The sequence below is a fragment of the Dyella acidiphila genome (assembly GCF_014863405.1).
GTDB lineage: Bacteria > Pseudomonadota > Gammaproteobacteria > Xanthomonadales > Rhodanobacteraceae > Dyella_B > Dyella_B acidiphila.
In genome coordinates, this window is the sequence record NZ_JACZZA010000003.1 from 324,589 (window position 1) to 338,837 (window position 14,249).

At 64.4% G+C, this 14,249-nt stretch carries 14 protein-coding genes and 1 riboswitch; of the genes, 6 read left to right on the forward strand and 8 right to left on the reverse strand.

Features of this window, described 5'->3' with window-relative positions; translation table 11 throughout:
- Positions 1 to 11: 11 nt before the first annotated feature.
- The 3 genes from IGX34_RS08250 to IGX34_RS08260 form a co-directional block, all read right to left on the reverse strand.
- Positions 12 to 1,388: a TolC family outer membrane protein gene (locus IGX34_RS08250; RefSeq protein WP_192555228.1), complete on the reverse strand. Its 1,377-nt coding sequence runs from the start codon at positions 1,386 to 1,388 to the stop codon at positions 12 to 14.
- A 37-nt stretch (positions 1,389 to 1,425) separates the two neighbouring features.
- Positions 1,426 to 2,085 carry a protein-L-isoaspartate O-methyltransferase family protein gene (locus IGX34_RS08255; protein WP_192555229.1) on the reverse strand — a complete coding sequence of 220 codons (660 nt, stop codon included), beginning with the start codon at positions 2,083 to 2,085 and terminating at the stop codon, positions 1,426 to 1,428.
- A gap of 162 nt (positions 2,086 to 2,247) precedes the next feature.
- On the reverse strand, positions 2,248 to 2,577 hold the full coding sequence (locus tag IGX34_RS08260) for a hypothetical protein (protein WP_192555230.1): 330 nt from the start codon (positions 2,575 to 2,577) through the stop codon (positions 2,248 to 2,250).
- A gap of 84 nt (positions 2,578 to 2,661) precedes the next feature.
- Here IGX34_RS08260 and IGX34_RS08265 point away from each other — a divergent pair, with 84 nt between their 5' ends.
- Both IGX34_RS08265 and thiC read left to right on the forward strand, forming a co-directional pair.
- The gene (locus IGX34_RS08265; protein WP_192555231.1) at positions 2,662 to 3,312 is read left to right on the forward strand and encodes a TetR/AcrR family transcriptional regulator; all 651 of its coding nucleotides are present in this window, start codon (positions 2,662 to 2,664) and stop codon (positions 3,310 to 3,312) included.
- 54 nt (positions 3,313 to 3,366) lie between these two features.
- A riboswitch (TPP riboswitch) is annotated at positions 3,367 to 3,461 on the forward strand.
- An 87-nt stretch (positions 3,462 to 3,548) separates the two neighbouring features.
- Positions 3,549 to 5,426, forward strand: a complete 1,878-nt coding sequence (thiC, locus tag IGX34_RS08270) for a phosphomethylpyrimidine synthase ThiC (protein ID WP_225737309.1) — start codon at positions 3,549 to 3,551, stop codon at positions 5,424 to 5,426.
- A gap of 52 nt (positions 5,427 to 5,478) precedes the next feature.
- Here the strand turns inward: thiC and IGX34_RS08275 are convergent, their stop codons facing one another.
- Positions 5,479 to 6,285, reverse strand: a complete 807-nt coding sequence (locus tag IGX34_RS08275; protein ID WP_192555232.1) for a helix-turn-helix domain-containing protein — start codon at positions 6,283 to 6,285, stop codon at positions 5,479 to 5,481.
- A gap of 162 nt (positions 6,286 to 6,447) precedes the next feature.
- On the opposite strand from IGX34_RS08275, the gene IGX34_RS08280 reads away from it, so the two are divergent.
- Together IGX34_RS08280 and IGX34_RS08285 are read left to right on the forward strand one after the other, a co-directional pair.
- On the forward strand, positions 6,448 to 6,837 hold the full coding sequence (locus IGX34_RS08280) for a DUF3224 domain-containing protein (protein WP_192555233.1): 390 nt from the start codon (positions 6,448 to 6,450) through the stop codon (positions 6,835 to 6,837).
- A gap of 110 nt (positions 6,838 to 6,947) precedes the next feature.
- Complete coding sequence (locus IGX34_RS08285; protein ID WP_192555234.1) at positions 6,948 to 7,523, forward strand: ferritin-like domain-containing protein; 576 nt, start codon at positions 6,948 to 6,950, stop codon at positions 7,521 to 7,523.
- A 148-nt stretch (positions 7,524 to 7,671) separates the two neighbouring features.
- Here the strand turns inward: IGX34_RS08285 and IGX34_RS08290 are convergent, their stop codons facing one another.
- Entirely contained in the window at positions 7,672 to 8,688 is a 1,017-nt protein-coding gene (locus tag IGX34_RS08290) for a zinc-binding alcohol dehydrogenase family protein (protein ID WP_192555235.1), read from the reverse strand.
- Positions 8,689 to 8,760: 72 nt separating this feature from the next.
- Complete coding sequence (locus tag IGX34_RS08295) at positions 8,761 to 9,942, reverse strand: MFS transporter (protein ID WP_192555279.1); 1,182 nt, start codon at positions 9,940 to 9,942, stop codon at positions 8,761 to 8,763.
- Positions 9,943 to 10,065: 123 nt separating this feature from the next.
- Here IGX34_RS08295 and IGX34_RS08300 point away from each other — a divergent pair, with 123 nt between their 5' ends.
- Positions 10,066 to 10,986 carry a LysR substrate-binding domain-containing protein gene (locus IGX34_RS08300; protein WP_192555236.1) on the forward strand — a complete coding sequence of 307 codons (921 nt, stop codon included), beginning with the start codon at positions 10,066 to 10,068 and terminating at the stop codon, positions 10,984 to 10,986.
- 160 nt (positions 10,987 to 11,146) lie between these two features.
- Here the strand turns inward: IGX34_RS08300 and ppa are convergent, their stop codons facing one another.
- Positions 11,147 to 11,680, reverse strand: coding sequence for an inorganic diphosphatase (gene ppa, locus IGX34_RS08305; protein ID WP_192555237.1), 534 nt, complete (start codon positions 11,678 to 11,680; stop codon positions 11,147 to 11,149).
- Positions 11,681 to 11,998: 318 nt separating this feature from the next.
- Positions 11,999 to 13,435, reverse strand: a complete 1,437-nt coding sequence (gene pdxR, locus IGX34_RS08310; protein ID WP_192555238.1) for a MocR-like pyridoxine biosynthesis transcription factor PdxR — start codon at positions 13,433 to 13,435, stop codon at positions 11,999 to 12,001.
- A 319-nt stretch (positions 13,436 to 13,754) separates the two neighbouring features.
- On the opposite strand from pdxR, the gene IGX34_RS08315 reads away from it, so the two are divergent.
- Positions 13,755 to 14,246 carry a hypothetical protein gene (locus tag IGX34_RS08315; RefSeq protein ID WP_192555239.1) on the forward strand — a complete coding sequence of 164 codons (492 nt, stop codon included), beginning with the start codon at positions 13,755 to 13,757 and terminating at the stop codon, positions 14,244 to 14,246.
- Positions 14,247 to 14,249: the final 3 nt, after the last annotated feature.

Sequence of the window (14,249 nt, forward strand, 5' to 3'; positions counted from 1 at the left end):
GCCTTTTTCGTTCACTGCGCGGTAGGTTGCTGCAGCAGCGAGTTGACGTATTCCATATCTTTGTAATCGATGGTGCCGGCCGACTCGCGCAGCAGCAGGCGATTCAGCACCAGCTGATGACGCGAGGCGGAGTAGGTGCTCTGGTTCTGCGTCAGGGTCTGAATCGCGGTCAGCACGTCCAGCATGATCTGCGTACCCACCTGGAAGCCGGCCTTGGTGGCATCCAGTGCTTCCTGTGCCGATTCCACCGCGGCCTTGCCCGACTGCACTTCGCTGATGCCAGCCATCACCGAGTTGTAGTAGTTGATGGTGTTCTGCGTGGTCTGGCGGCGCGTGAGTTCCAGCGAATCCTGGCTTTCGTCGCGCTCGTACAGGGCCTGGCGCACCTTCGACTGCGTGATGCCGCCGGAGAAGATCGGCACCGACAGCGTGACGCCGATGGTGTTGCCCCAGCGACCGTTGCCGGCGCCGCCGTTGGTGATCGCGTTGTAGCTGCCGTTCTCCAGCCAGGTGGTGCTCTTGCCGCGGCTGAGGCTGGCGGTGATGGTCGGCAGATGGCCGGCGCGGGCGGCGTTGACGCTATGTTCGGCCGCGTCGACGCTCAGCTGCGCCGCCAGCAGGGTGGGGTTGTTCTTCATGGCGCTGTCGACCCATTGCTGCGGATCGTTCGGCGCGGGCGCTTCCATCGGCAGGTCGGAACGCAGCACCTTCAGTTCGCCGACCGGCTGGCCGGTGATCACGGTGAGCGCCTGGCGATCGTTCTCCAGCGTATTCTGCGCGCTGATCGTGGTGGCCTTGGCCGCCTCATAGAACGACTTGGCCTGGTACACGTTGGTGACCGCGGCGATGCCGACCTTGTACTGCTGCTCGGCCTGGTCGTAGGTAACGCGGTAGGCCTCTTCGTTCGCCTTGGCGTACTTCAGCTGTTCCTGGTCGTTGAGGATGGTGAAGTAGGCGGTGGCGACGCGCACGAACAGTTCCTGCGCGGCGGCCTCGTAGGTCTGCTGCTGCGAGTCGGAGGTGGAGTGCGCGGCCTGCAGGTTTGCTACGTCGGCCAGGTTGAGGATGGTCTGGTCCAGCTCGACCGACATCGAGCGCGTGCGGGTATGGCCGAGGTCGTCGCGCGACACGCCCGAGTCGCTGCTGCTACTGCTGCTGCCACCGCTGCTGGACTGCTGCTGCAGCCCCAGGGTGCCGTTGATCTGCGGCAGCAACAGGCCGCGTGCTTGCGGCACTTGTTCGTGAATGGCGAGGCGGGTCGCATCGGCCTGTGCCAGCACAGGGTCGTTCGCACGCGCCTGACGATATGCATCCAGCAAATCCTCGCCATGGCTGGGCAGGGACACTGCAGCCAGGGACAGGGCAAGGGTCAGAAGCTTCAAGCGCATGGTTCGCCTCGTAGGGTCGGGGTCGGTTGCGGGGAAATCAGAAAACAAAACGACGGGGAGGAGCGGCGTGCGCGAGATACGGCAGATCCGTCTCCAGCACGCTTTCTTCGCGATAACGGTTGCTGCCTTCGCTGGTCAGCAGCATCACCTGCTGCACCGGCGATTCGCCGCGGATGGCGAGCAGGCGGCCGCCGGGCTTGAGCCAGCTGAGGAAGCGATCGGGAATACGGTACATGGCGCCGGTTACCACCACGGCATCGAAGCTGCCCTGCGGCTGCCAGCCTTCGATCGCCTCGCCGGTGGCGAACTGCACATTATTAATGCCCGCGGCCTGCAGGCGCTGGCCCGCGGCGGCGGTGAAATCGGGATGGATGTCCACGCTGGTGACGCGCTCGGCCAGGCTGGCCAGGCAGGCGGTCAGGAAGCCCGAGCCGGTGCCGATTTCCAGCACATGGTCTTCCGGCTTCAGCGCCAGCGCCTGCAGCACGCGGCCTTCCAGCACCGGCTTCATCATCACTTCGCCATGGCCGATCGGCAGGCACAGATCGGCGAAGGCCAGCTGGCGGTGTTCCGGCGCGACGAAATCTTCGCGGCGCACGCGGCCCAGCACCTCGAGCACACGGCCATCCAGCACCTCCCAGGGGCGCACCTGGTTCTCAACCATGTTTTGACGCGCCTGATCGAAGTTCATCGCCATGAAAAAAGTGCCTGTATGGATCGAAAAAAGGTCAAAAAGGATAAGCGTTTAGACCCTGTTTCGACAATGGTTAGGGTGCGGTGAGCGCCCTGTGGTACGAAGTGCCGGAAGTCATCGCAACGATCTGACGTAAGTCATGCAAGTGCCTGTGTCCGCGGACACTTAGGCGCTTTTTCGACGTTTGCGCAGGGTCTCTCCGGCGATGCCGACGGGCAACTGCGCAAGCGCCAGTTCGGTACTCGTGCCCAGCGCCGGATCCAGCCGCCAGAGGCGCGGCAGGATCGACTCGCCGCGGCTGATCGCCGCCACGTCCAGCCAGGCCAGCCAGCGCGACAGGCTGTGCTGGTCCCGCGCATCCAGGCCGGCGATGGCCGCGCGCAGGGTAAATACCTGTCTGTGGGCTGTCCGGTCGCGCTCCAGCCACGCCGCCAGCAGCCGCTGCGCCTTGCGATAGGCGGCGCTCAGCGCCATTTCCGGGGTAGTCGCGCACATCTGACGAATATTCGGTATCATTCAGGAAATAATTAAACCGCTCCGTATAATAAATTGGGTTTTTTGATTTGTGAAGGTGCAACTATGAACTCGATCCCGCTGACCAAGCCGCACGGGCCCGGCCGCCCGAAGGACATGGAAAAGCGCGCGGCCATCCTCGATGCCGCCAAGGCTCTGTTCATACGCAACGCCTTCGCCGGCACCAGCATGGATGCGATTGCCGCCGAAGCGGGCGTATCCAAACTGACCGTTTACAGCCATTTCGGCGACAAAGACAACCTGTTCCGCGAAGTCATCCGCGCGCGCATCCAGGACCTGCTCCCCGAAGAGACCTACAACTTCGATGCCGATGCCGACATCGGCACCATTCTCAGCCGTATTGCCCTGATCCATGCCCATCTGGACTGCGACCCGGAAAACGTCGGCACCTTCCGCGCCATCCTCAGCGACTGCCGCCAGGGCAACCCCCGCTACGGCAAGCTGATGTGGGAAGAAGGCCCGATGCGTACCCGGGCCCTGATGGAACGCCTGCTGCAGCGGGCCGTTGACGCGGGCAAGCTGGATATCGACGACATAACGCGCGCCGGCATCCAGTTCATGTCCCTGATCAAGGGCGACATGATGATGCGCCGCATGTTCGGCTGCGCCGACTGCGTGCAGACCTACGCCAAGGAAGTGGAAGAGAACGCCCGCGCCGGCGTCGCCATGTTCCTGCGGGCCTACGCCCCTCGCTGAGCCCTTCACGGGCGGCACACTCGTTTCTCCCCCCGCTTCGTGGTCAAATAAACCCCTTGGAAGCGGGGGTGCCGGCGGCAGTCGGCTGAGAGAGTCCCTTCGAACCTGATCCGGTTAGCACCGGTGTAGGGAGCTTCGTCGCACAGAGCAACGTGCGTTGGCGCCATCGCTTCGATCCAGTGCGGACCTTTCGCACGCCCTCCGCGTCCGCGCGGATACCAGAAGGACGAATGCCGATGAATGCCTTGCCCTCCGATCTCGTGCGTGCCGCACAAGAACTTTCCGAAGCCGTCACGCGCCCGATCCCGGGTTCGCGCAAGATCCATGTACAGGGCAGCCGCGCTGACCTGCAGGTGCCGATGCGCGAGATCGAACAGGCGCAGACGCCGACTCTGTTCGGCGGCGAGGCCAATCCGCCGGTTACCGTCTACGACACCTCCGGCCCGTACACCGATCCGAACTACAGCGTCGATCTCGCGGCCGGCCTGCCGGCGCTGCGTGCGGCGTGGATCATGGAGCGTGGCGATGTGGAACAGCTGGGCGGCCTCACCTCCGCCTTCGGTCGCGAACGCGCCGCTGACGCCAGGCTGGATGCCGTGCGCTTTACCCATACGCGCGCGCCGCTGCGCGCTAAGGCCGGCGCCAATGTCACGCAGATGCATTACGCGCGCCGCGGCATCATCACGCCGGAAATGGAATACATCGCCATCCGCGAAAACCAGCGCATCGAAGCGCTGCGCGAAAGCGCGTTGCGTACGCAGCATCCGGGCGAGTCGTTCGGCGCTTCGCTGCCCCGGCTGATCACCCCGGAATTCGTGCGCGACGAAGTGGCGCGCGGCCGCGCCATCATTCCGGCCAATATCAACCATCCGGAAAGCGAGCCGATGATCATCGGCCGCAACTTCCTCACCAAGATCAACGCCAACATCGGCAACAGCGCGGTGTCTTCGGGCATTGCCGAGGAAGTGGAAAAGCTGGTGTGGTCGATCCGCTGGGGCGGCGACACGGTGATGGATCTTTCCACCGGCAAGAACATCCATGAAACGCGTGAATGGATCATCCGCAACTCGCCGGTGCCGATCGGCACCGTGCCGATCTACCAGGCGCTGGAAAAAGTCGGCGGCGTGGCCGAAGACCTCACCTGGGAGCTGTTCCGCGACACCCTGGTGGAACAGGCCGAGCAGGGCGTGGATTACTTCACCATCCATGCCGGCGTACTGCTGCGCTTCGTGCCGCTTACCGCCAAGCGCGTCACCGGCATCGTCTCGCGCGGCGGCTCGATCATGGCCAAGTGGTGCTTGTCACATCACAAGGAGAATTTCCTCTACACGCACTTCGAGGAAATCTGCGAGATCATGAAGGCCTACGACGTGTCCTTCAGTCTCGGCGACGGCCTGCGCCCGGGCAGCATCGCCGATGCGAACGACGCGGCGCAGTTCGGTGAACTGGACACGCTCGGCGAACTCACCCAGCTGGCCTGGAAGCATGACGTGCAGACCATGATCGAAGGCCCCGGCCACGTGCCGATGCAGCTGATCAAGGAAAACATGGAGCGTCAGCTGGAGAAGTGCCATGAAGCGCCGTTCTACACGCTGGGGCCGCTGACCACCGATATCGCACCGGGCTACGACCACATCACCAGCGCGATCGGCGCGGCGATGATCGGCTGGTTCGGCACCGCCATGCTCTGCTACGTGACGCCGAAGGAACACTTGGGCCTGCCGAACAAGCAGGACGTGCGCGACGGCATCATCGCCTACCGCATTGCCGCGCATGCCGCCGATCTGGCCAAGGGCCATCCGGGCGCGCAGGTGCGCGACAACGCGCTGAGCAAGGCGCGTTTCGAATTCCGCTGGGACGATCAGTTCAACCTCGGTCTCGATCCGGAAAAAGCACGCGAATTCCACGACGAAACGCTGCCCAAGGATGCGCACAAGTCTGCGCATTTCTGCTCGATGTGCGGTCCGAAGTTCTGCTCGATGAAGATCACCCAGGACGTACGCGACTACGCTGCCGAGCATGGCGTGGACGAAGGTGCGGCCTTGCAGGAAGGCATGGACGAGAAGTCGGCCGAATTCCGTGCGCAGGGTGCCGAGGTGTACCACAAGGCCTGATGTACCGGGTTGAGCAGCCGCGCCTGGCGGCTGCTCGGCTCAGGCCGCGCGTTCAGTGCCGGTCTTGGCTGCGCGCATAGTCGCCAGGCGCGCGTCCGATCAGCTTGCGAAAGTCGCGGATGAAATGCGCCTGATCGAAATAGCCCAGTTGCAGCGCCAGCTCGCTCCACACAATGGGCGTGCCGGCCTGCAGCTGCGCAACGGCTTCATGTAGCCGGTAGCGATTGATCACCCACTTCGGGCTCACTCCGACGTATTCGTTGAACAGGCGCTGCAGGCTGCGCTTGCCCAGGCCGCTGCGCGCAGCGATCTCTTCCACCGACGTGATGCTGCGATCAGTGGCGATGTCCGCTACCAGGGCGCTGACCTGCGCCACCGTGGCATCGTGCGGCGGCAGTCTGGCGAGTAGCAATGTTTCCGCCGCATCGATCATGGCATCGAAGCTGTCGCTGGCCAGGATCGTTTGCTCGAAACGGCTGGCTGGCGCGCCGAAGATGGTGGATGCATCCATCGAGCTATCCATCAGGGTGGACACTGCCTTGCCGTAGAAGGGGCGAAAGCCGCCGGCCCTGAACTTGATGCCGAACACACGGCGTTGTCCCTCCAGCATGCGCACATAGCGTCCGCTGTGCACACCATAGATGGCGGTGAGGCCGGGTTCGATCACGTAATGCACGTTCGGATGGGGCAGGGTTTCCTGCTGCTGCGCGGGCAGGCCGCGCAGGTCCCAGGCCACGTACCAATAGTGTTCGACCAGCATGGCCAAGGCCGCGGAGGGCGCGCGCCGCGCGTGCTCGAACGTGCCTTGTTCCAGGCGCTGGTGCAGCACGCCGCGCGGCGGCCCTGGATCAGCGCCCATGCCGGTACCGCTGTCGCGTTTTTCCAATCGGCCTGCGCATGGAATGACGTAAGGTTGCCCTGGGCGCGGCGGATGGCCGCGCGGCTATTCTGCCGGCCGGCATGGCGGCGGCGATAGCTTCTTGTCCGATCTGCGGATCGCCTTCTCGCACAGGAGCTTGTCATGCAAGCAAACGGATCCTTCGAAGTAAAGCTGGTACCGCAGGCGGCAGCACCCGGTATCGAAGCGGCCAATCTGGGCCGGCAAACCCTCGACAAGCGTTTCAGTGGCGACCTGGAGGCCACCAGCCTGGGCGAAATGCTCTCGGCGATGGGCCAGGTGCAGGGCTCGGCGGGTTATGTGGCGATCGAGCGCATTACCGGCACGCTGCATGGCAAGCGCGGCAGTTTCGTGCTGCAGCATTCGGGCACGATGGATCGCGGTGTGCCGAGCCTGGCGATCAGTGTGGTGCCCGATTCGGGTACGGACGAACTGGCCGGCATCACCGGCGCGCTGCAGATCCGCATCGAGCAGGGCCAGCATTTCTACAGCTTCGACTACCGCCTGCCGTAAGCGCGACCGGCTGAACGAAGCGACGCTTCCACCACTTCAATTTCACCCATGCTTTGCGGATGCGCAGACAGGATGGCACGGCAGTATTGACCCGTTACGAGGAGATAGCCATGTCGGCCAAGCCCTTCCAGTCGGATATCGAGACGATCCGCAAACGTGCCCGCGAACATATCGACCGGGGCGCCATCACCGAAGGCTATACCGCCGATCGCGCCACCGTGATCAAGATATTGAACGAGGCGCTGGCCACCGAGCTGGTCTGCACCTTGCGCTACAAACGGCACTACTACATGGCCTCGGGCATTCACGCCAAGAGCGTGGCGGCGGAGTTCCTGGAGCATGCCAACGAAGAACAGCAACACGCGGACATGATTGCCGAACGCATCACCCAGCTCGAAGGTGCGCCGGATTTCAATCCGCAGGGCTTGCTTACGCGCAGTCATGCCGACTACGTGGAAGGCGATGATCTGGTCGACATGATCAAGGAAGATCTGGTGGCCGAGCGCATCGCCATCGACAGCTATCGCGAGATCGTGCAGTACCTGGGCAATGACGATCCGACCTCGCGGCGCCTGATGGAACAGATTCTGGCGATGGAGGAAGAGCACGCCGAGGATCTGTCGACCTTGCTGGAAGAACTGGGCAAGAAGGGCGAGCCGGCGAAGCCGGCGCGGCGGCATCACTAAGCGCGGTTTTTTCGCGTTGTTGCGTGAGTAGCCTGTTCGTAGAAAAGCGCTAACTCTCCAGACCGTCATTCCGGCCTTCGCCGAAATGACGGTGAGGGGGTTGTGCATCGGGAACCGGCGTGAGCGGGCCGCCAATTGACCGCAATGCTTACCAGCCGGATAGCACCAGCTTGCCGATCGTTTTGCCCGATTCCAGCCGGCGATGCGCTTCGCGCAGATTTTCCGCATTGATCGGGCTGAGCGCCTCGCGCTGAATGCCGCGCAATTCACCCTCGTCGATCAGCGCAGCCACCCGCGCCAGGATGCGGCCCTGCTCACCCATGTCAGCGGTGCGGAAGCGCGGACGCGCAAACATCATTTCCCAATGGATGCCGATGCACTTGGACTTGTAGGGGTCGCCGAGGTTGACCGGGTTGGCCGGTTCCACGATCAGGCCCAGGTGGCCTTGCGGCGCCAATAGTTCGCCCAGCTCGTCCCAGTAGCGCGAGGTGTCGGCCAGGTTCAGCGCGGCATCCACGTGTTCGAAACCCAGTGCGCGCAACTGCGCCGTCAACGGCTGGCGATGATCGATCACCTGCTGCGCGCCCATGGCGCGGCACCAGGCCTGCGTTTCCGGGCGCGAGGCGGTGGCAATCACGTTGAAGCCGGCGCGGCGCGCCAGCTGGATGGCGATCGAGCCCACGCCGCCGGCGCCTGCGATGATCAGGATCGACTTGCCACGGCCGCCATCTTCAGGCCGGTACGGCATGCGCTCGAACAGCAATTCCCATGCGGTGATGGCAGTCAGCGGCAGCGCCGCCGCACCGGCGGCATCGAGCCGGCGCGGACGATGCGCTACCAGCCGTGCATCCACCGCCTGATACTGCGCATTGCTGCCGGGGCGCGTGACATCGCCGGCGTAATACACCTCGTCGCCCGGCTTGAAGCCGCTTACGCCAGCGCCGACCGCTTCCACCACGCCGGCCGCGTCGAAGCCAAGCACGCGCGGCTGCGCTTCCACCTGCGGTTTGGGTGCGCGCAACTTGGTGTCCACCGGATTGACCGAGATCGCTTCCACACGCACCAGCAAGTCCTCGGCGCCGATGGCCGGGGTGGGCAGTTCCACGTCGAGCAGCGATTGCGGGTCGTCGATCGGCAGATAGCGGGTGAGTGCAACGGCTTTCATGGTCGGTTCTCCTTCAAGCATCGGCAGACGATAAGGCCAGGATGGCTAAACGGTTGTATGCGGAACAGGGAATCAGGCTTCGTTGCCGGCGCAGGCGGCCAGGCGCAGCTCGCCGTTTTCGCGCTGGCGTGCCCACAGCGCCACCAGCAGTCCGCTCAGCGTGACCAGCGCGGCCACCCAGGTCAGCGCCGCCAGCCCCGGCCCGCGCGCCACCACCACGCCGCCCAGCCACGCACCCAACGCATTGCCCAGATTGAAGGCGCCGATATTCAGGCTCGACGCCAGGCTTTGTGCATTGTGCGCCTTGTGCAGCACCCACAATTGCAGCGGCGGCACGGTGGCAAACGCGGCTACGCCGAGCAGGCCGACGAACAGCACGGTCAGCACTTTGTTGTGCAGCACGAAGCCCATTACGCCGAGCACCGCGATCAGCACCAGCAACGTGGCGAGCAGTGCCGGCATCAGGCGCCGGTCGGCCAGTTTGCCGCCGAGCAGATTGCCTGCGATCAGGCCGATGCCGAAGATCAGCAGGATCGGCGACACCGCGCTTTCGCCGAAGCCGGTCACTTGCGTAAGCATCGGCTGGATATAGGTGAATACGGTGAACACGCCGGCAAAGCCCAACACGGTCATCAACAGGCCCAGCAACACGGCGGGATTGCCGATTGCGCGCAGCTCGTCGCGCACCGCGATGCGCTTGCCGGCGCCATGGTCGGCCGGTACCAGCGCGGCAATCACCAACATCGCCACTACGCCGATCGCGGCCACGGCCCAGAACGTCGAGCGCCAGCCGAAGTGCAGGCCCAGCCACGCGCCGGCCGGTACGCCGAGCAGGGTGGCGATGGTCAGGCCGGTAAACATGATCGAGATGGCCGAGGCGCGCCGGTCGGGCGCCACCAGGCTGGTCGCCACCACCGCGCCGACGCCGAAAAAGGTGCCATGCGCCAAGGCGGTGATCACGCGCGCCAACAGCAGTACGGTGTAGTTGGGCGCCAGTGCACAGAACACATTGCCGATGGTGAAGATCGCCATCAGCGCCAGCAGCACCAGCTTGCGCGGCAGGCGGCTGGTGGCCACGGTCAGCACGGGGGCGCCGACGAATACCCCGAGCGCATAACCCGAGATCAGCAGGCCGGCAGTGGCAATGCTCACTTTCAGGTCGGCCGCCACCTGCATCAGCAGGCCCATGATCACGAATTCGGTGGTGCCGATGCCGAAGGCGCCGGCGGCCAGGGCATACAACGCTGCCGGCATGGAGCGGGAGGGGGAGGCGGCCACAAGCGGGCTCCGTCAGAGAGATGCGTGCAGCCTAGGTGTTTGCATCTTCTGTAAAAACCAGCAAGATGACTAATCACTTTCAATGGAATATTGAAAATCGTGGACCGCGTCGGCGACCTCATCCTGTTTATGCGGGTGCTGGACCAGGGTTCGATCAGCGCGGCCGCGCGCAGCCTGAACCTGTCTGTGGCCGTCGCCAGCCAGCGGCTGAAGCGGCTCGAACACGATCTGGGCGTACGCCTGCTGCACCGGACCACGCGCCGCCTGCATCCCACCCCGGAAGGGCTGGCGCTGGCCGAACAGGGGCGTCCGCTGGTGGAAGACCTGGAGGCGCTTACCTCCGGCCTGCGCCAGGGCGCCAAGGATGTCGTCGGCACGCTGCGGCTCACCGCCTCCGCCTCGTTTGGACGGCAGTACGTATCGCCGCTGCTGGCGGCCTTCATGGAGCGTTACCCGCGCGTGCGCCTGAGCGTGAATCTCACCGACGAAATGCAGGACTTGGTCAGCGCCGGCTACGACCTTGCCATCCGCATCGGCGCCTTGCACGACTCGCGCCTGGTGGCGCGCAAGCTGGCGGTGAATCGCCGCGTGCTGTGTGCGTCGCCCGACTATCTGCGCCGCCGCGGTACGCCGCGCACCCCGGAAGAACTGGCCACGCATGAATGCGTGATGCTGGTGGGCAGTGCGGGCCGCCAGGATGTGTGGCGCCTGCACGATGCACAGGGACATCTGCACACGGTGCGCGTCAGTGGGCGACTGGAATCGTCGCTGGGCGAGTTGCTGCGCGATGCGGCGCTGGCCGGGCTGGGCATCGCCCAGCATTCCACCTGGCATGTATGCGACGACCTGCGCGCGGGGCGCCTGCAGGTGGTGTTGCCGGACTATTCGATTGCCGACACCGGCATCTACGCGGTGATGCCGCAGCGGCGGCTGGTGCCGCTGCGGGTGCGGGCGTTTGTGGATTTCCTGGCCGAGCAGTTCGGGGACATCCCGCCGTGGGAGCGGGGATTGTCGGCGTAGATACCCGCGAATGTTCGCGCTCGCCCTGCCGCCATCCCAGCTCTCGCTGGGATGGCGGCAGGGCGAGATAGTCATTGCTCGCAACGCATCTGCAATCAGCAAAAGAAAACGGCGCATCGCCAGGGCGATGCGCCGTTTCTGCAAACCAGGCAAAGCAGCCTTACTTGGCCTGCTTGTGACGCTCGATGCCGGCCATGATTTCGGCCTTCGCCTCGTCGGCGCCGACCCAGCCCTCAAGCTTCACCCACTTGCCCTTCTCCAGGTCCTTGTAGTGCTCGAAGAAGTGGCCGATGCGCTCCAGCCAGTGGCCGGACACGCCCTTGATGTCTTCGATATGCGCGTAGCCGGGGAAGATCTTCTTGGACGGGATCACCACCAGCTTCTCGTCGCTGCCGGCCTCGTCGGTCATCTTCAGCATGCCCACCGGATGGCAGCGGATCACCGAGCCCGGCACCAGAGGCAGCGGCAGGATCACCAGGGCATCCAGCGGATCGCCGTCGCCGCCCAGGGTGCCCGGCACGTAGCCGTAGTTGCAGGGGTAGCGCATGGGGGTGGAAAGGATGCGGTCGACGAAGATCGCGCCGCTGGCCTTGTCGACTTCATATTTGACCGGCTCGGCATCCTTGGGGATTTCGATGACGACGTTGATTTCGTTCGGCACGTCGCGGCCGGCGCTAACCAGATCCAGGCCCATGGGGCACTCCTTACGTGTAACCAAAGCGGGGAAAGCCGCTCAGGATACGGCAAACCTTGCCGCGGCGCACCAACGCGCGCCGGCGCCGGCGCGCACGTTCAGGGCCGGCCCGGGCCCGATGTAAAAAACCTGTGCGAATTGGCCCTGCGCGATGGCGGCCGATTGGCTATGGAAGGTGCGCTGGCAGGTGCCTAGCCTGGACCCATCGACGGTACCGTGACGCTGCCGCGATTCCGGTGTTCTCCCTCACCCGCGGGCCGGTTTCCCCCATTGCCGCCCGCGGGCTTTTTTTGCTCGCGCCGGCTGCCGCCAGGCAACTCAGCGCGATTCAATATGATCCAGGCATTCGCCGAACAGCTGCATGGCCTCGCGCAGCTCGGCCACGGAAACACCGCAATAGCCGAGCATCAATCCCGGCTGCGCCGGTGCATGCAGATACAGCGGCGCCACCGGATAAAGCCCCAGGCCCTGGTCATGCGCATAGGCGATCAGCGCCTCGCACTGGTCCGCGTCGTAGTTGCGCAGCCATACCACCAGGTGCATGCCGGCCGGTGTGTCGGCAATGTCCACGCGGTCGCCGGCATGCTGGCGCAGACCGGCGATCAGGGCTTCGCGGCGTATCTTCAGTTCCTTGCGTGCCAGACGCAGATGGCGTTCGAAGCCGCCGTCTTCCATGAAGTGCGCCAGCGCCGCCTGCTCGATCACCGGGCAGGCCATGTCGTTGAGGTATTTGGCGTTGCAGAAATCCCCGTGCAGGGCCGCAGGCAGCACCATGTAAGCCAGGCGCAGGCCACCGAACATCACCTTGGAAAACGTGCCGATATAGATGACGCGATCGCTGTCGTCGAGCGAGCGCATCGCCGGCATTGGATGCGATTCGTAGCTGAATTCGCCGTCGTAGTCGTCTTCGATGATCCAGCATTGATGATGCTGCGCGTAATGCAGCAGTTCCTTCCGGCGCGGCAGCGAAAGAATCGAGCCGGTCGGGAACTGGTGCGATGGCGTTACGTAAATCAGGCGCGGCGGTTGTTCGGGCAGCTCGCCGCAGACGATGCCGTCGTGGTCGGTGCGCACCGCGATCAGTTCGGCGCCATGCGCCTTGAGCACCTGGTGCGCGCCGAAGTAATGCGGCTCTTCCAGCACCACGCGGTCGCCCTCGTTCAACAGCACGCGGGCGGCCAGGTCGATTGCCTGTTGCGTGCCGGAGACGATCATCACGTCGTCCGGCGAGGCTTGTACGCCGCGGCGGCGAGCCAGATAGTCGCAGGTCTGCTTGCGCAGGGCCGAGAAGCCGGCCACTTCGTTGACCGACAGCCGCGTATAGGCGGCCGCGCGCGCCAGCTCACGGCCCCAGGCATTGTTCAAGGCCGGATTGATCAGCGGATTGCCGTATTGCAGGTTGTAGCGCAGCCCGCGATGGATGCGCGGGATATCCCAGTCACGCACTTCGCGGGCCCGTTGTGCATAGCGCGAAGGCGCGGCAATAGCTGTCGCGGCATCATGATGGTTGACCGGCCTGGCTTGCAGATTGCTGACGTAACTGCCGGAGCCGACGCGGCCGGCGATAAAGCCTTCCGCGCGCAACTGCTCGTATGCGGCAAGCACGGTGGTGCGGGAAAGCTCCAGTTCGTCGGCCAGCTCGCGTGTCGGCGGCAATTGCGTGCCGGCGACAATGCGGCCGTCCAGGATCGATGCCTTCAAGGCGCGCGTGAGCTGCTCATACAGCGGTCCGCGTCCGTCGAGTTCCAGATACACGCCATGCCCTCCCGATGGACTTCGCGTCGCCCGCGGCCAGCCTGCGGACGTCCTTGGTGCGTGGTGCCGGCGGTTCTTGCTGACCGCTCGATTGGCCTTAGGAAAATACGTGCAATTGGTTATGGAGGGAATGGGGGTAAATACCTAGTCTGAATGGGTCGCGGGTTCCCGGGCGGGGAACCTGTTTGCCGGCCGTCCCCAAGGCCGGTGAACTCGGCGGCATTGCTCCCTCACTTCCGCACCCGCGGGATGGCTCACTCTCACGGCCATCTCGCGGGTCTTCTTTTTCCTGGATCAAAGCGAGTCACGGCGAATGTCGATGCCTGTGGATGACCCTGTATTGCGCGCTGCATCGCCGCTGCAGCGCGGGTGGCGCTCGGCCGCCCTGGTGATTTTTCTGCTGGCCAGCGCCGACCTGGTGTTTGCATGCAGCTATTGGCATTACGCCTATGCGCTGCCCCCGGCGCGGCTGGTGCAGAACATCGCAGCAGGGCTGCTTGGAAAACGCGCCTTTGCCGGCGGCGCGGATACGGTATTGCTGGGGTTGCTGCTGCAGTACGCGATGATGTCGGCGATGGTCGGTGCGTATTACCTGCTCAGCCGCCGGCTGGCGGCGTTGCGCGCGCATCCTTGGCGCTACGGCAGCCTGTACGGCGTGCTGCTCTATATCGTGATGAACGAGATCGTGCTGCCGCTATCGGCCGCGCCGAAAACACCCTACATCCTCAGCTGGATCATCAGCAGCATCGTGATGCACTGGGTGATCGGCGTGGTCACGGCGCATGCGGCACGCTGGGCTTACCAGGATTGACCG

Coding starts and splice junctions, on each gene's coding strand:
- IGX34_RS08285 (WP_192555234.1), top strand. CDS start 6,948: ATGTCGGCCAAGCCCTTCCAGTCGGATATCGAGACGATCCGCAAACGT.
- IGX34_RS08255 (WP_192555229.1), bottom strand. CDS start 2,085: ATGGCGATGAACTTCGATCAGGCGCGTCAAAACATGGTTGAGAACCAG.
- IGX34_RS08280 (WP_192555233.1), top strand. CDS start 6,448: ATGCAAGCAAACGGATCCTTCGAAGTAAAGCTGGTACCGCAGGCGGCA.
- IGX34_RS08265 (WP_192555231.1), top strand. CDS start 2,662: ATGAACTCGATCCCGCTGACCAAGCCGCACGGGCCCGGCCGCCCGAAG.
- thiC (WP_225737309.1), top strand. CDS start 3,549: ATGAATGCCTTGCCCTCCGATCTCGTGCGTGCCGCACAAGAACTTTCC.
- IGX34_RS08290 (WP_192555235.1), bottom strand. CDS start 8,688: ATGAAAGCCGTTGCACTCACCCGCTATCTGCCGATCGACGACCCGCAA.
- IGX34_RS08275 (WP_192555232.1), bottom strand. CDS start 6,285: ATGGGCGCTGATCCAGGGCCGCCGCGCGGCGTGCTGCACCAGCGCCTG.
- IGX34_RS08295 (WP_192555279.1), bottom strand. CDS start 9,942: ATGCCGGCAGCGTTGTATGCCCTGGCCGCCGGCGCCTTCGGCATCGGC.
- ppa (WP_192555237.1), bottom strand. CDS start 11,680: ATGGGCCTGGATCTGGTTAGCGCCGGCCGCGACGTGCCGAACGAAATC.
- IGX34_RS08250 (WP_192555228.1), bottom strand. CDS start 1,388: ATGCGCTTGAAGCTTCTGACCCTTGCCCTGTCCCTGGCTGCAGTGTCC.
- IGX34_RS08315 (WP_192555239.1), top strand. CDS start 13,755: ATGCCTGTGGATGACCCTGTATTGCGCGCTGCATCGCCGCTGCAGCGC.
- IGX34_RS08260 (WP_192555230.1), bottom strand. CDS start 2,577: ATGTGCGCGACTACCCCGGAAATGGCGCTGAGCGCCGCCTATCGCAAG.